The sequence below is a fragment of the Aquibacillus halophilus genome, from assembly GCF_009649745.1.
Lineage (GTDB): Bacteria > Bacillota > Bacilli > Bacillales > Amphibacillaceae > Aquibacillus > Aquibacillus halophilus.
In genome coordinates, this window is the sequence record NZ_WJNG01000007.1 from 411,396 (window position 1) to 427,439 (window position 16,044).

Annotated in this window: 16 protein-coding genes and 1 pseudogene; 9 read left to right on the top strand and 8 right to left on the bottom strand. The window is 34.8% G+C overall.

Annotation, left to right across the window (positions count from 1 at the left end; genetic code table 11):
• Positions 1 to 113: 113 nt before the first annotated feature.
• From GH741_RS10970 to GH741_RS10980, 3 genes and pseudogenes are all read left to right on the top strand, one after another.
• Positions 114 to 1,907 (top strand): glycerophosphoryl diester phosphodiesterase membrane domain-containing protein, encoded by a 1,794-nt coding sequence (locus GH741_RS10970; RefSeq protein ID WP_153736816.1) that lies wholly within the window; start codon positions 114 to 116, stop codon positions 1,905 to 1,907.
• A 235-nt stretch (positions 1,908 to 2,142) separates the two neighbouring features.
• A complete protein-coding gene (locus tag GH741_RS10975; RefSeq protein WP_240795475.1) occupies positions 2,143 to 2,904 on the top strand; it encodes a polysaccharide deacetylase family protein in 762 nt (253 codons plus the stop codon).
• Positions 2,905 to 3,051: 147 nt separating this feature from the next.
• Positions 3,052 to 3,630: pseudogene (locus tag GH741_RS10980) on the top strand (peptide-methionine (S)-S-oxide reductase MsrA); the annotation flags it as partial.
• Between the two features lie 45 nt (positions 3,631 to 3,675).
• Here the strand turns inward: GH741_RS10980 and GH741_RS10985 are convergent.
• On the bottom strand, positions 3,676 to 4,737 hold the full coding sequence (locus GH741_RS10985) for a hypothetical protein (protein ID WP_153736819.1): 1,062 nt from the start codon (positions 4,735 to 4,737) through the stop codon (positions 3,676 to 3,678).
• An 87-nt stretch (positions 4,738 to 4,824) separates the two neighbouring features.
• Here GH741_RS10985 and GH741_RS10990 point away from each other — a divergent pair, with 87 nt between their 5' ends.
• The gene (locus GH741_RS10990; protein ID WP_153736820.1) at positions 4,825 to 5,190 is read left to right on the top strand and encodes an Hsp20/alpha crystallin family protein; all 366 of its coding nucleotides are present in this window, start codon (positions 4,825 to 4,827) and stop codon (positions 5,188 to 5,190) included.
• A gap of 63 nt (positions 5,191 to 5,253) precedes the next feature.
• Positions 5,254 to 5,520, top strand: coding sequence for a spore germination protein (locus GH741_RS10995; protein ID WP_153736821.1), 267 nt, complete (start codon positions 5,254 to 5,256; stop codon positions 5,518 to 5,520).
• Between the two features lie 50 nt (positions 5,521 to 5,570).
• On the opposite strand, the gene GH741_RS22115 is transcribed toward GH741_RS10995, so the two are convergent.
• The 3 genes from GH741_RS22115 to GH741_RS11010 form a co-directional block, all read right to left on the bottom strand.
• Complete coding sequence (locus GH741_RS22115; protein ID WP_338079377.1) at positions 5,571 to 5,900, bottom strand: spore germination protein; 330 nt, start codon at positions 5,898 to 5,900, stop codon at positions 5,571 to 5,573.
• Between the two features lie 15 nt (positions 5,901 to 5,915).
• Positions 5,916 to 6,413 carry an Hsp20/alpha crystallin family protein gene (locus GH741_RS11005; RefSeq protein WP_170287612.1) on the bottom strand — a complete coding sequence of 166 codons (498 nt, stop codon included), beginning with the start codon at positions 6,411 to 6,413 and terminating at the stop codon, positions 5,916 to 5,918.
• Between the two features lie 133 nt (positions 6,414 to 6,546).
• The gene (locus GH741_RS11010) at positions 6,547 to 8,190 is read right to left on the bottom strand and encodes an L-lactate permease (RefSeq protein WP_153736824.1); all 1,644 of its coding nucleotides are present in this window, start codon (positions 8,188 to 8,190) and stop codon (positions 6,547 to 6,549) included.
• Between the two features lie 325 nt (positions 8,191 to 8,515).
• Between GH741_RS11010 and GH741_RS11015 the strand changes: the two genes are divergently transcribed.
• The 4 genes from GH741_RS11015 to GH741_RS11030 all read left to right on the top strand — a co-directional run bounded on the left by GH741_RS11015 (position 8,516) and on the right by GH741_RS11030 (position 13,765).
• Positions 8,516 to 8,815 (top strand): metal-sensing transcriptional repressor, encoded by a 300-nt coding sequence (locus GH741_RS11015; RefSeq protein ID WP_153736855.1) that lies wholly within the window; start codon positions 8,516 to 8,518, stop codon positions 8,813 to 8,815.
• Between the two features lie 15 nt (positions 8,816 to 8,830).
• The gene (locus GH741_RS11020; RefSeq protein ID WP_153736825.1) at positions 8,831 to 11,227 is read left to right on the top strand and encodes a heavy metal translocating P-type ATPase; all 2,397 of its coding nucleotides are present in this window, start codon (positions 8,831 to 8,833) and stop codon (positions 11,225 to 11,227) included.
• Positions 11,228 to 11,250: 23 nt separating this feature from the next.
• Positions 11,251 to 11,457 carry a copper chaperone CopZ gene (gene copZ / locus GH741_RS11025; RefSeq protein WP_153736826.1) on the top strand — a complete coding sequence of 69 codons (207 nt, stop codon included), beginning with the start codon at positions 11,251 to 11,253 and terminating at the stop codon, positions 11,455 to 11,457.
• A gap of 172 nt (positions 11,458 to 11,629) precedes the next feature.
• Positions 11,630 to 13,765, top strand: a complete 2,136-nt coding sequence (locus GH741_RS11030) for a heavy metal translocating P-type ATPase (RefSeq protein WP_153736827.1) — start codon at positions 11,630 to 11,632, stop codon at positions 13,763 to 13,765.
• A 68-nt stretch (positions 13,766 to 13,833) separates the two neighbouring features.
• On the opposite strand, the gene GH741_RS11035 is transcribed toward GH741_RS11030, so the two are convergent.
• From GH741_RS11035 to GH741_RS11050, 4 genes are all read right to left on the bottom strand, one after another.
• Positions 13,834 to 14,031, bottom strand: coding sequence for a hypothetical protein (locus GH741_RS11035; protein WP_153736828.1), 198 nt, complete (start codon positions 14,029 to 14,031; stop codon positions 13,834 to 13,836).
• Positions 14,032 to 14,101: 70 nt separating this feature from the next.
• On the bottom strand, positions 14,102 to 14,245 hold the full coding sequence (locus tag GH741_RS11040; protein WP_153736829.1) for a hypothetical protein: 144 nt from the start codon (positions 14,243 to 14,245) through the stop codon (positions 14,102 to 14,104).
• An 18-nt stretch (positions 14,246 to 14,263) separates the two neighbouring features.
• A complete protein-coding gene (locus tag GH741_RS11045) occupies positions 14,264 to 15,130 on the bottom strand; it encodes a permease (protein ID WP_153736830.1) in 867 nt (288 codons plus the stop codon).
• Positions 15,131 to 15,199: 69 nt separating this feature from the next.
• Complete coding sequence (locus GH741_RS11050; RefSeq protein ID WP_338079370.1) at positions 15,200 to 15,382, bottom strand: ArsR family transcriptional regulator; 183 nt, start codon at positions 15,380 to 15,382, stop codon at positions 15,200 to 15,202.
• Between the last annotated feature and the right edge of the window lie 662 nt (positions 15,383 to 16,044).

A 16,044-nucleotide genomic window follows, 5' to 3' on the forward strand; every position in this document is an offset into this window, starting at 1 on the left:
ACTATTATTGTTCAAGTAAAACAAAGCAGAAAAGTTATATATCTCCATGTTTCAAGATAAAATTGTAGGGTAAATTAATATGCATCAAATTAAATTCGAAAAAAGGTGATCCAATGTTTGAATTATTAAGTAGTAGTTTTCAAGATTTTAAAAAATCGTATAAAAAATATCTCTCCTTTGAATTTATATACATGCTCCTAGCAAGCCTTATTTTTATTCCTTTAATTTCATTTATTTTTAATCGTATGCTAAAGATGATGGGGACGGGTGCGCTTTTAAATGCAGAAGTATATAAAATTGGATTAAGTCTCACGGGTATGATAGGAATGCTTCTAATTAGTTTTTTGGCTGTTGTTATTTTATTTGTAGAATTTGGAGTTATTATTATTATTGCGCAAAAAAGATACTTTAATAAAAGTATTTTCGTATCAGAAGGTATTGTTACAACTATTAAGAAACTACCTAAATTACTTGGGTTTGGAATTTTCCCTTTAATATTAATTTTATTTTTGATTCTACCTTTTATTGATTCATCGAATTTGCCTGCTTTGCTAGATTTTAACTGGCCAATTATTCTGACGAGTAAAATTTATGGATCGTATTTTATATCACTTCTTTATCTAGTGGTTTTTTTATTGTTTACTTATCTTTTAATAAGGTCAATATTCACATTTCACTATATTTTTTCAGAGGATATGTCTATCAGAGAGGCTATCAAATGTAGTTGGAAAATTACGAAACAAAACAAGCTTAAGATTTTATTCAACCTATTTCTGTTAAATCTCATTATTTTTGTGGCAGGCTTTCTACTAATAACGGTTATTTCGTACTTAGTTACCGTTGTAGATACGAGAATTATTGGAAATGTTGTTGAAAGTTACTTAATTACTTTTTCTAGTTACATGACAATTATTTTCTCATTACTCTCAATTCCAATTAACATTATAATAATTACTAGGTTATTTTATCGATTTAAATCTAGTCAAGGGGAGTTAGTAGAAGATCAACTTGTATTACACTCTAACAAGAAGCTAAACAGTTTTGAAAGTTATGTTACAAAATTTTTCACTAAGAAAAAACATACATTTGTATCTGTAGTCATCATTTTTCTAACCGGGTTGTTTTTGATAAATTACACTGTTAATGAAAATATTGTTTATCTAAAATGGGATGTTTCAGTTGCCAGCCACAGAGGAGATCTGAAAAATGCACCAGAAAACTCAATGAGTAGTGTTAGGTCTGCGATTGACAAAGGTGTGGATGCAGTAGAAATAGATGTTCAAATGACCCAGGATGGCGTTATCGTTTTAAATCACGATATGGATTTACGAAGAACGGCAGATGTTTCTTCACAAATTAAGGATATGACCTATGAGGAAGTATCTAAGATTGATATTGGTCGTCTTCACTCTGAGGAGTATGTTGGTGAAAAAATCCCGAAGTTAGATCAGGTTTTAGAGGTGGTTAAGCAAGAGGACGTTACGCTAATTATTGATGTGAAATCAGTTGATTCAAATAGTGAATTTGCAGAATCTGTAGTCGAACTAATAGAAAAATACGAAATGGAGGATGCTGTCTATATCCAGGCATTTGAGAATGACATACTTCAGGAAATAAGAAACATAAATAATTCGATTAAAATTGGACAGATTTTGTTCTTGTCTGCAGGCAACCTATCCAACTTAGATGTTGATTTTTATACAATACGACAAAGCATGCTTACAGAACGCTTTATCAACAATGCCAAACGCCAAAATCGAGAGGTTTGGGTTTGGACTGTAAATATTGAAAGAAACATGAAGGAGGTTCTCAAATATGATATAGATGGAATAATAACTGATTATCCTGAAAGAGCTCAAAATGTACTAGGGCTTGATTTCACGACGACCCAAGCAGAAGGCTCATGAATTCAATGACCAAATGAATGTGCTAGTTCCGTCAAATGAAAGGATGCTTTGAAAGTGAATTGTGTCTGGCTAGCTTTTTCAAATGGTCATACATTGTCTCTATTTCCTTATTATTTCCTTTATTTAGCTGGTATAAAGGAAACAGCTCTATGAAAAATAAGGATAGTTTATCAAAGGAGATGAGTGTATGAGCAGCAGCACATTAAAATGTAATACGATTCTTTTCTCATTTTTAATGGTTCTTTTGTTATTAGGAGGTATGGTAGTGTATGCCCAACCTGAGAACTTGCCTGAACCAGAAGGCGGTTCAGAATACACAGAACGTGTTCGTTATCCGGTTTCTAATATTATCTTACAGGAGAGATACCCAGAAACAATTGTTTTAAGAGGACCACAATCCGAAAATAAGGTTGCATTAACCTTTGATGATGGTCCAGATCCCCGATTTACACCGCAAATTCTTGATGTTCTTAAAGAGTATAATATCAAAGCAACATTTTTTGTAATGGGCGCTAGGGCGGAAGCCTATCCAGACCTCGTAAAACGAATAATAGAGGAAGGACATATTATTGGTAACCATACATACTGGCATCCTAACCTTGTAGAAGAAGCAGATATTAACACTCTTGAAAGAGAAGTAACAAAAACGGAAGCTACATTAGCGGAGCTTATTGGCTATCAGACGAAATTGTTCCGTGCACCATATGGTTTTTTATATAATGAGTTAGTTGAAAAGCTAGCAAACATGAACTATACAGTTGTTGGCTGGACTGTAGATTCATTAGACTGGCAGGAAGCACCCCCAGAGGAAATCGCCTATAATGTGTTAAGCAATATCCATCCAGGTGCAATTATTCTGATGCATGATGGTGCAGAGTGGGAGGGAGATCGAACAAACACTATTAAATCTCTTCGGCAAATTATACCAACCTTGAAGGACGAAGGGATGGAGTTTGAGACTGTTCCAAATTTATTGAATATTCCTTATAAGAAATAAAAGTCCCTTAAAATTCTTCATTATAAACCTGTACGATTAAAGAGAAGGACAATTTTTAAAAAGAGGGGGGAGACAATGAATAATTTAAATCTTCAATCCAATTCTATTCAAACGGCAACATTTGGCATGGGATGATTTTGGGGACCCGATGCCCGGTTCGGTCATCTTCCTGGAATTATTAGCACTCGTGTTGGATATGCAGGCGGAACGACAACAAATCCTACCTATAGAAATATGAATGATCATACGGAGTGTTTAGAAATTGATTATAGCCCAGAGCTAATCTCTTATGAGGAAATCCTAAAGGTGTTTTGGAGTAACCATAACTCTCTTAGAGACTATTTCTATAAAGGTAGACAATATATATCGATTCTGCTTTATCATGACGATAAACAAAAAAAGAAAGCCGAAAAATTGAGAGTGGACTGGGAACGAATTTTGAATGGGAAAATTCAAACAGAAATTCAACCCTATTCCAATTTTTATGTTGCTGAGAATTATCACCAGAAATATTATTTAAAAAGATTTCCTAGAGCAACTGAACCACTTGTAAATTATTTCCCAAATCACTCAACATTTGTTAATTCAACAATGGCAGCTCGGTTAAATGGCATAGCAAAAGGATATGGGACATTACAAGAGATTAAAGATGAGATAGAAAATTGGGGACTTGAATTAAAAGATAGAGAGAATTTATGGGAATTAATTAGACAAATCCGCTGGTAATTTAAAGACGAGGTGCTTCCACTATTGGAAAGCATCTCGTCTAATTTATACTTGAAGCAAAAGATATTCGAGTAAAATGTATTTTTGGTAATTATTTAGATATGCAATTAGGGTAGAGAAAAGAAAACCTTGTTGTTCTGAACTTAATTGATTTTTTTCAATCTCCAGCGATAAGTTCATTGGCAAATTGCTAAGTGATTCTTGGATAGTTGTAGAATATTTATTCGCATCATTACTTACAACTGTGGGTTTAACGATAGAGTAAAATACATAGTTTAAAATGGATGGTTGATTGCTTAGTTTTTTATAAGACTCAGGTAATTCATTTAAATCAAACGTACTTTTTATAGCATCTATAATTTGTTGTGTGGAAGTTTGCTCATTTGGACTAGAACTGTTAAATTCTAATTTTACCGGGTCAGCAATAGTATTTTGTTCCTTATATTTTTCAAAGTAGCCAGGTAAAAATAATTCAATAAGATAATGGATAACACGTATCGATTTAATTTGTTCTTCAATGGAATCGGCTAGAATGATGTATGTTTCGTGTTCTAATATTGATTCAGTTTCTTCAAAATTTGTAATATCCTCTAACAATTTTAATACAGTCTCATAAAAGGACATAAATTCATTACTTGAATCCCATTTTTTTTGAATAATTGACCAGACTTTTTTCAAGATCTCTTCTTCCATGCTGAGTGTTTGGAAAAACATAGGGACGTTTTCAACAGATAAAAGTAATTTTATGTTTTCATATATTGTTTTAACTTCCCCTGTAGCTTCTTCTGGTGTAATTATTTCTTTCTTTTCTTTAGTACCTTTCTCTGTCACTCCTAATCCAACCGTTCCAGTATCTTCAATCTCTGTAATTTTAACTTCACCAACCGAGAATCGATGTATTCCATCTCTATCAATAAGTTCTTTTTCGATTAGTTGCCCTAATTGGAAGGTACCTTTTACTTTTTCAATCTTTATTCCTTGAATCTGATACTCATATATATTTTTGTTATTTATGTACTGATTTAAATAGTCAACATATTTATTTAAGTCATTTATTTGTTGTTTTAATTGGTGAATCAACTGTTCGTAGGATTGATTGGAATACATAGATGATTCTCCTAATGAAGCATTATTATCACAACACTATAAACGTTTAATATACTATATAATACTTATTCCATTGGAGGTGTCTATATGTATTACGACAACAATCATAAACTAGATGGAATGCAAAAAGGATCACGAGGCAGCTATTATAACCGACAGAAAGAAGTACGTACTCCAAAGGTTGATCTGTTTGAAACAGATAATAGCTATTATTTGCGAATAAGTCTTCCAGGGGTAAAAAAAGAAAATCTTGAGGTGTTCATAAATGAACATGGATTACTTGAAATTAAGGGGAAAGTTGTAACATATATTCCTGATAATGCACAAAAAATCATTTTGCAGGAAATATATCAAGGTCCTTTCCATCGAAAGGTAAAAATTCCAACAAAAATTGATAAACAGAATGTTGACTTTAGTTATAACAATGGAATTTTAGAGGTTTATTTGAATTAGATTTCTTTCGCTTGATCGCTGAAATAGATGAAAAACAATTAAAAGTAAAGGGTTGTGAAAAATATGGTATATGGTGACAATGAACCAATTGGTATAGTTTTTCTTGGAGGAATTAAAATTAATCAAATGGAAACAAATGCAACGTTTTCTGTAGGTGAATCTTTTTTCCAATCGTTTGAGAGTCAAGTCAAAAATAATCTTATTGCCGGACAGACATTTGGAGATTTTGATTTCAACAATCTCCAGCCTATTGCATCACCTTTATATGACCCTGATGGTTATGACTCAATTATGCCCATTGCCCAGTCTTCATTAGGTTTGGAAGATTAACAATAGTTGTTAAATTATAATTCACCTGCTATTAAGATATAGCAGGTGAATTATTTTTCAAATAGCTGATTATATAAATAAGGGTAATGGTAAGGAGTGTAGGTTGGATTGCCATATGGATCCAGGTAAACAGGGTAATAGTAGGGATAATAATTAGATTTTTTATTGATTGTATCGATGATATCCGGGTCATTAACTGCGGACTTATAAGGACTCATATTCATATAGGAACCATCACCGTATGCATTTCCGACACCGTTAGTGGTCTTGGATTGACTAGAGGAGTTATTGAAGTTTCCTTTACCAACTACTAAAGAGGAAGTGCCTGAAATATTATAAACCTTGAAGTTTCCTATATTGATTTCTAAATATGGAATAATAGACTCCCCCCTCTTTTAAAAATCGAATGGAATCTCAAATTCATCATTAACCTTTTTAAATGTATAGGTAAGTATTCCATTTTCATAAGTTGATGAGTAGTCAGAAGTTACTACTGATTTTTGAAGAAATATTTCTCTCTCATATGGTTTTTGAGGTAAGTCACTTGACACTAATGCAACTGCACCTATTGGTTTGATGGAATGGTGTTTAATTTTTAAAGTGAGTACTTGATCATTATGGAAAAATATTTTTGCATGATTTCTATCTTGTAACCCTGGACAAATGACTGATAAGTAGTAATTCTGATCGTTTTCCCAAATTTCATATGGAATCATTTGTACTTTTTTTTTCTTGTTTGTTCCTAACCCATGGATGTCACCCCAAAAATCATCATTTAATACTGATTGATATTGTTTTACCATCTTCTTCATTTCATATATTTTTTCTGGGCTATATTCTGGTTGTGGCATTCCGTTAAATGGAAATCCATCTTTTTGTTTAAAAAAATCCATTGGATCCATTATTTTTTACCATCCTTTCAACACGTTCTAGCATAGTCTATTCAGATAAAAGCCTATTTGTTCAAGTGATAGTTCTCAATACGGAGCGATGTTTTGTTTAAGCTAAGCCGTACTCACGAAAAACTTACAACAAGAAAAAACCAATGATTCCAGCCATAGTCGCATAAAAGATCATAGGAACCATTGTCATCCTAATTATGGTACCTTCTTTTCCACCCATATTTACAACGGAAGCAGCTGCTACGACATTTAAAACGCAGATCATGTTTCCTGAATTAGCTCCAAGAACCTGAAGTGCAAGTATAGTTTCGTGGTTAGCTCCAATTTGATCTGCAACACTGAATTGGAATAAAGAAAACATCATGTTGCTAAAGGTTGCACTACCAGAAATAAACGAACCGAGAGCCCCAATAAACGGTGCAACAAAAGGCCAACCCTCTCCAACCACATTCGACATATATGTAGCCAACTCCATTGGCATGCTCAATAAACTAGCATCGTTCACGCCAGAATTTATGAAAATCCTAACCATAGGGACTGCTGTACCTAGAGCAATGACCGTACCTATCATTGTTTTAGAAGATTCACCAAAAGCTTCTTTAACTTTGAAACGATTCATTCGATGAATGAAAATCGTTATAAGAATAACTATAAAGAATATAGAACCTGGTAGATAAAGCGGTTCAAAAAACGTACTTATCTCAGTTCCTAAAATCGATCCCCATCCAACCTTTACAGCTCGAAGCCAGTCTTTTAATGGTAAGATATCGATGCGTGTTAATACTAGTAAAGCAGCAACAATCATGTATGGTAACCATGCACGCCAAAGAGGCATTACTTTGTCTTTAATTTGTAATTCTATCTCATTAGAAGCTAGACTCTCATGAGTAAAGTCCCATGGTTCTTTAGGTAACAGAAAGCCACGTTTTGCGGCAGGAACTACAATGGCCAGGCCTACAAGTCCGCCAATGATTGAAGGGAATTCCGGCCCTAGTAAAGTAGCAACTAAAAATGCAGGAACAGTGAAACTTAAACCGGCAAATATTGCGAAAGGAAAGATTTGAAGACCCTCTTTCCAAGAATGGTTTTCCCCAAAAAAACGAGTTAGCATGCAAACAATAATAACGGGGATAAATGTACCGATAAATAAATCAATAAATACGGCAGTGCTAGCTATTTCTTGCAGATAATTATTAATAGACTGGCCACCCAATCCGTTTTGTACAATGTTAGCTAATGAAGCTCCTTCATTTAGCCCTTGCTTAACCCCGACAATCATAGGAGTACCTACTGCACCAAAAGAAACAGCAGAACTATCAGCAATTAATGCCAACGAAACAGCAGCAAGTGGTGGAAAACCGAGTGCAACCAAAAGTGGTGCACCTATTGCAGCTGGTGTCCCAAAGCCTGCTGCCCCTTCGATAAAAGAGCCAAATAACCAAGCAATAATGATTAGCTGCACTCGTCGGTCCATAGAAATTTGGGAGAAACCATTTCGAATAGAATCTAATGCTCCACTTCTTGAAAGTGTATTTAATAACAGAATGGCACCAAATACAATCCACAGAATGGATATAGCTATAATAATTCCTTCAATGGAAGCAGCAGCAATTTGGATCAAAGGAATCTTCCATACAATCAAAGCTAATAAAGCAGTTACTAACAAGCTAATCGGCATTGCTTTTGTTGCAGGCATCCGCAGCACGACTAAAAAAATAAATACAGATAAAATTGGTGTTAAAGCAGTAAAAAATTCACTTAGGTTCAAAAGAATTCACCCTATCAGAAGATTTGTTTATACAATTTATTATACAACATACAACATACAACTTCTCTATCATTTACAAATTATGACAGAAACTTGTTTTTTTATAAAATCTATCTTACCAAAGAAAAAAATAAAGTAGATTATCGTTTTACTATCCATCTAATATTGTTTCGATATGAACATCATATAGTCGAAGCGTTCAATAAACTGTCACATTAAATTTTTTATAAGAATATCACCAATTTTATTGAAAAACATACAATACCGTGGTAGGGTATAATTAAAATTAAAGGGAGGGAGCTAAATCGTGAGTTCAGAACAAAAGATGGTTTTTAATGAAAAAAAACCTATTCAACCTCGCAGTGAAATCGAACAACAAAAAGTTCTTAATAGATTGAAACGAATTGAAGGTCAAGTAAGAGGCGTGCAAAAAATGGTGGAGGAAGATCGGTACTGTATTGATATTTTAGTTCAAATTAGCGCAATTAACTCAGCCCTAAAGAACACAGGTTTTGAGTTGCTTGAAAAGCACATGAATCATTGTGTTTCGCATGCGATCAAGACCGGCAATGGAGAGGAATCCATTGATGAGTTAATGAAAGTGATGAAACAGTTTTCTAAATAGAAGGTGATGATGTTCATGACAATTAAAAAAGTGAATTTAAACATTACAGGTATGACATGTGCCGCCTGTTCAACACGAATAGAAAAAGTTCTCAATAAAATGGATGGTGTCGATGCAAATGTTAATCTCGCAATGGAAAAAGCAACGATTGAATATGATGAAGCAGTAGTTTCACACACAGACCTTTCCGAGAAAATTAGTAAACTTGGATATGGCGTTCGAATGGAAAAGGCTGAGTTTGATATTCATGGTATGACATGTGCCGCTTGTTCCACACGGATAGAGAAGGTTTTAAACAAAATGGATGGAGTTAATGCCTCGATTAACCTAGCCACTGAAAAAGGTCTTGTTGAATATCAACCTGGAATCGTAAGCATTGATCAAATAAAAGAAAAAGTTGCTAAATTAGGTTATGAAGCCAAACTTAGTCAAAATAGGGAAGAACAAAAAGATCATAAAGAAGCACAAATCCGTGACCAAAAAATAAAGTTATTAATTTCAACAATCTTAAGCTTGCCACTTCTCTATTCGATGGTTGCGCATATCCCTTGGGATTTAGGGCTCCCGATGCCTATGATTTTAATGAATCCTTGGTTACAATTTCTATTTGCAACACCAGTCCAATTTTATATAGGCTGGCAATTCTATACAGGTGCCTATAATAATCTGAAAAATAAGAGTGCAAATATGGACGTGCTAATAGCATTAGGTACATCAGCTGCCTATTTTTACAGTTTGGTTGAGGGGATTAGAGCTACGGTTAATCCAGGATATGAACCGCATTTGTATTATGAAACAAGTGCAGTATTGATAACATTAATTTTGGTTGGAAAGTTATTTGAGGCGATGGCGAAGGGACGAACTACCGCAGCCATCTCAAAATTGCTTAGCTTGCAAGCAAAGGATGCAACAGTCGTTCGGGATGGTGTAGAAGTAAAAATACCATTGGAACAAGTAGTTGTTGGTGACAGGGTTATTGTTAAACCAGGTGAGAAAATACCTGTCGATGGAACTATTATTTCAGGTAAATCAGCGGTTGATGAGTCAATGATTACTGGTGAATCAATGCCAGTTGAAAAAAGTAGTGGGGACAATATAATTGGTTCCACTATTAATAAAAATGGCATAGTACAAATGGAAGCAACAAAGATAGGTAAGGATACTGCATTAGCCACAATTATTAAAGTGGTGGAAGATGCCCAAGGTTCGAAAGCGCCTATCCAACGAATGGCTGATGTTATATCTGGTATTTTTGTTCCTATTGTTGTCGTAATTGCAGTGACAACCTTTCTTGTTTGGTTCTTCTTAGTAGATCCACAGAATTGGCCGGTAGCCCTTGAAGCTTCAATCGCCGTTCTAGTCATTGCCTGTCCTTGTGCATTAGGTTTAGCTACGCCTACTTCTATTATGGTTGGAACTGGGAAAGGTGCAGAAGTCGGTGTCCTCTTTAAAGGTGGGGAACATTTAGAGACAACACATAAAATTAACGCAATTATATTAGACAAAACAGGTACGATTACAAAAGGAATGCCTGAAGTAACTGATATTAAATACTTCATAGATGGAGAGGAAGCTTTACCTTACTTAATAGCTGCTGAACGTTCTTCAGAACATCCACTAGCAGAAGCAATTGTTGATTATGGGAAAAAAGAAAAAATAGAAACTCTGGAAGTGGACGAATTTGAAGCGATGCCCGGTCATGGTATTAAATCCAAAATAGATAATAAAACAGTTCTTGTAGGAACACGAAAACTAATGAAAGAAAACCATGTCGATTTCGAACGACACGAAAGTCTTATGTCAGAATATGAGACAGAAGGAAAAACCGCAATGATGTTTGCTATTGATGGAAAGCTAGCAGGGATGGTAGCCGTAGCGGATACCGTCAAGCAAAATGCCAAGGATGCTATCGCACAGTTAAAATCACTTGAAATTGATGTGTATATGATAACTGGGGATAATGAACGTACAGCAAAAGCGATAGCTAAACAGGTTGGTATTGACCATGTATTTGCTGAGGTATTACCAGAAGATAAGGCTAATCATGTAAAAGCTTTACAGAAAAAGGGTAAGAAAGTGGGAATGGTTGGCGATGGGATTAACGATGCACCTGCACTAGCTACTGCAGATATAGGAATAGCAATCGGTACAGGCACAGATGTTGCAATTGAAACAGCAGGTGTTACGTTGGTAGGTGGGGATCTTTCTAACATTCCTAAGGCAATTGGTTTGAGTAGAAAAACAATGACCAATATCCGCCAAAATCTATTTTGGGCATTAGCCTATAACTCAGCGGGTATTCCAATTGCTGCACTTGGTCTGTTACAACCATGGGTTGCAGGTGCAGCAATGGCTTTTAGTTCAGTTTCTGTTGTTGCGAACGCTCTGCGATTAAAGCGTGTGAAAATATAAAAAATTTAGGAGGACTTTTTAAGATGAAAACTTTAACTCTAAATGTAAAAGGGATGACTTGTGGACATTGTAAATCTGCTGTCAATGGTGCATTGGCTGAATTAGAAGGAATTGATAACGTAGAAGTAAATTTAGAAACTGGAAAAGTAGATGTTAGTTTTGATGAGACAAAAGTAGATGAAACCAAAATGAAAGAAGCAATTGAAGAACAAGGCTATGATGTAGCATAAGAAAAAATGCAGAGGAATAAATTTCCTTTGCATTTTTTAAATTAAGCTAAGGAGTATTGAGACCAGATAATAAGTTAGTTTATATATACAGGTAGGGGGTATGTTAATAGTGTTAATCATATTTTCATGGATTAAATTAGAAGCAGCAATGTACGGTAAGGAGGATTTTTAAATGAATAAAAAGCATGATGAACATGAAGACAAAATGAGCAAAGATAATCATAACAACCGAGCAAATGGGAGGCATGAGCATCATCACGAGTACCAAAGTCTTGACAACAGCCATGAAGAAGGCCACAACGAGCATGACGGTCATCATAATCATGACCATGATAACCACTCTCACGACCAAGGACATGGAGGCCATGATCATGGGCATATGATTGAAGATTTTAAAAAAAGATTCTATATTTCTTTGTTCGTTACCATACCAATTTTGGTTCTTTCACCAATGATTCAGTCATTTTTCAATTATGAACTTTCCTTTCCTGGAATTATGTATGTATTGTTTATTTTAGCAACTTTTATCTTTTTCTATGGTGGAAAGCCATTCCTAACAGGATCTTATGATGAACTGAAGGAAAAGAATCCAGGAATGATGACGCTAATAGCATTAGCAATTGTTGTTGCCTATGTTTATAGCTCATTAACTGTATTCGGGCTCTCTGGTAGTAATTTTTTCTGGGAGTTAGCAACCTTAATAGTTATTATGTTGTTGGGTCATTGGATTGAAATGAGAACCGTCATGAGTGCTTCAAATGCACTTGAAGAATTAGTTAAACTCATTCCTTCTGATGCGCACTTAATTAAGGAAAACGGAGAAACAGAAGATGTAAAAGTAGATAGTTTGAAACATGGGGACAAAGTGCTTGTAAAGCCTGGTGAAAACATTCCAGTTGATGGAAAGATTATGAAGGGACAATCATCAATAAATGAATCGATGCTAACGGGTGAGTCAGTACCTGTTGACAAAGCTGTTGAAGATGAAGTTATTGCCGGTTCTTTAAATGGAGAAGGATCATTAACAATAACAGTTGAAAAAACCGGAGATGATAGTTATCTTTCTCAGGTTGTAAAAATGGTAAAGGAAGCCCAAGAGTCCAAATCTAAAACTCAAGATTTATCAAACAGAGCAGCTAAGTGGTTATTTTATGTAGCGCTAATTGCTGGATTTACAACACTGTTTATTTGGTTAATGTTAGGGTATCCATTCTCCTATTCACTAGAGCGAATGGTAACTGTTATGGTTATTGCCTGTCCTCATGCATTAGGCTTGGCCGCACCATTAGTTGTTGCAAGATCAACCGCTTTAGCTGCTAAAAAAGGACTTTTAATTAGAAACCGCGCCAATTTTGAAGAGGCAAGAAAGATTCAATCGATTGTATTTGATAAAACTGGTACGTTGACAGAAGGTGCATTTGGTGTAACGGAAATTATTGTTGAAGATGGGTATGATAAAAATGATATACTTCAACCAGCAGCCTCACTTGAAGCACAATCTGAACACCCAATTGCTAAAGGAATTGTGGAAGAGGCTAAAAAACAAAACTTAACTTTAACTGAACCTGATAATTTCGAATCAATGACTGGAAAAGGGTTGAAAGGTGTGGTTGAAAGTAAAGAAATATTAATTGTTAGTCCTGGATATATAAAGGAAAAACAGATAGACTACCAGACCGAAAAGTTCGAGGAGTTATCTGAACAAGGTAAAACTGTCGTGTTTGTACTAATAGACAACCAACTGGCTGGTATGATTGCCCTTGCTGATAAGGTTAGAGAAAGTGCAGAACGTGCTATTACCCGGTTAAAAGAACTAAATATCCAATCAATGATGTTGACTGGGGATAATTATAAAGTTGCTCAATGGGTTGCCAAACAATTGAATTTAGATGACGTAATAGCTGAAGTATTACCACATGAAAAGGCTGATAAAATTAAGGAATTAAAAGATAAAGGATTAAAGATAGCAATGACCGGTGACGGTATCAATGACGCTCCAGCACTGGCAACTGCAGATTTAGGTATTGCCGTAGGAGCAGGAACTGATGTCGCAATGGAAACTGCTGATGTTATTTTAATTAAAAGCAACCCAGAGGATGTTGTTGCAATTCTTGATTTGTCAAAATCAACATATAGAAAAATGATTCAGAATCTATGGTGGGCAGCAGGATATAATATTGTAACAATTCCACTTGCGGCAGGTGTACTTTCACCAATAGGTATAGTGCTAAGTCCAGCAGTTGGTGCTGTATTGATGTCTCTAAGTACGGTCGTTGTTGCGATAAACGCTCGTCTTTTTAAAGGTTAGGAGAAAAACAGCACCCACTACTATGTTTATCATATCTCTAGAGGTCCCCAGCGATTGGGGACCATTTATTATTGTTTTAATTCTTGATAAGCTAACAAAAATTGTTGGTACGTCTCTTGGCCGAATATTCGGTGGTCATTCTTGAAGAAGAGTTCTAAAGTTAGTTCCTTTGCTTGGTCTAATGAACAGTGTCTTGAGTTCTTGATTAAATTAATATAATGGACAAAATATTCCTTTTTTAACGTACCTGCATGATTAACAGTCATTGATAATTCCTCCAATAGTTTTCTGTAGTGCAGTGGCCTAGTAAAACGTCTGTATGAATTACATGTATAATCAAGAGTCATCTTTGTCAGACGAGCAGCAATCCTCAATTCTATTTTCCTCATCCGTACCTTGAATATCGTCTTCAACCTCTTCAAACTGTATGTCGCAGCAACTAGACTTCTTTTTAACTTCTTTTTTGAACAATTTAAACATGATATCCTCTCCTTGTATTTATATTAGATAAAAAACAAAACCGGAAATGGTCGACATAGTTATAACAGATAGAACAAATGTTATAACAAGTTCTTTCTTAAATATTGATTTTAACAAAATAATCTCAGGCAAACTGGCACCAGCTGAGCTAATTAGCATTGCCATTACTGGTCCTAGAGCCATGCCCTTTAAAATTAGAACCTGTGAGATTGGAATCATACTTGATAAACGAATATATAATGGGATACCAATAATTGCCGCGATAGGAATTAGCCACCAATGCTCTTCACCAAATAAGCTAGAAATCCACTCGGTAGGAATCAAGCCGTGAATAACAGCTCCAATTCCAGCTCCAATAATTAAATATGGATAAACATTTTTTATCAAGTCAATGGTTTCTCTAAAAGCAATTTTTAGATTGAACTTTTGTTTAGGCGCTTCGTAACCAGTCATAATTACATTCTTGACCGATTTTTCAAATCCAAATTTTTCAAGTGAGAAGCCAATGATGATCGATAATAGTGTTGTTATAATTGTATAAATAATCGTCACTTTCCAACCGAGAATAACTCCCATGATTGTCAGGATAGTTGGATCAAGAACAGGTGACGAAAACAAGAAAATCATTACAATTCCAAACGGTAATTTCTTTTTTAGCATATTAACAACCACTGGAATGGTCGAACAAGAACAAAATGGGGTAATGAAAGCAAATAAAATAGCTGTAAATGCGCCTATTATCTGGTTCTTCCCTGATAACTTTTTCTCGATCTTTTCAAAAGGGATATATCCTTGAAGTAAACTAATAACAAAAGTAATAGCAATGAACAAAACGGTTAATTCGATTGCAATTGTTAAGAAACTCTTTACTATTTCGATCCACATGTTAATCCTCCTCGTATAGTGTTAATCTATTTGTCTTGATCAATAAATCAAAAATAATTGATATAATAGTTAAAAATTAATCGATCTTAAATAACCAGCATAAATCTTCAGATAATAGATGATTGATCTCGTAGAACTCCAAGTACCTCTCGTATCTTTTGATATAACATTAGTATCTAGCAAAATTTTCAGGTGATAGGTTAGTTTTGGCTGAGTCATATTAAGTAGGGGAGCAAGATCACAAACACACATGCCACCTTCTGATTAAGTAAATTCTTTATTTTAAGCCTTTTTTTGTCAGCAATGGCTTTAACACTTCTTTCATATTTGGCACATACTTTTTGTTGGAATACTTTTTAAGGGAATAGAAGTTTTTATCTTCATACCTTATTCATCAATTTATTTTGATGTATTAATCATATATCCAATATTTTCATGTGTCAATCGTTAAATCAAAAATAATTGATTTATATAATGGATTATTTTGAAAAGACAGATAGATAGTTAATGTTATTTGTGATTTAAATAGCAAAAACGCTTAGCAATGATACGTTGCTAAGCGGATTAGTTATATTTGGCTCTTTTCGTAAGTTATATGCTTCGCAGTTGATATAAAATGCGACGTAACATACCACGCTCTTCACCACTACGGAAATACACTACGCTTTCCGCGGGTGGCTGTTGAGCCTCCTCGTGCTACGCACTGTGGGGTCTCACCTATGCCATTCCCTCCCGCAGGAGTCTCCGTGTATTTCCTGCGTTAGTATAGTGTGTGTTTGATAACTACTACATTAAACCAACCAGAGTTAAATACTTATAATGGTTGATTGTGGTGTAGACAATCGACTCTAGAGTGAAAAGTAACAAAGGTCTCATGCGACGAGTAAGCGCAGGTATTTTCGAAATGTCTATGG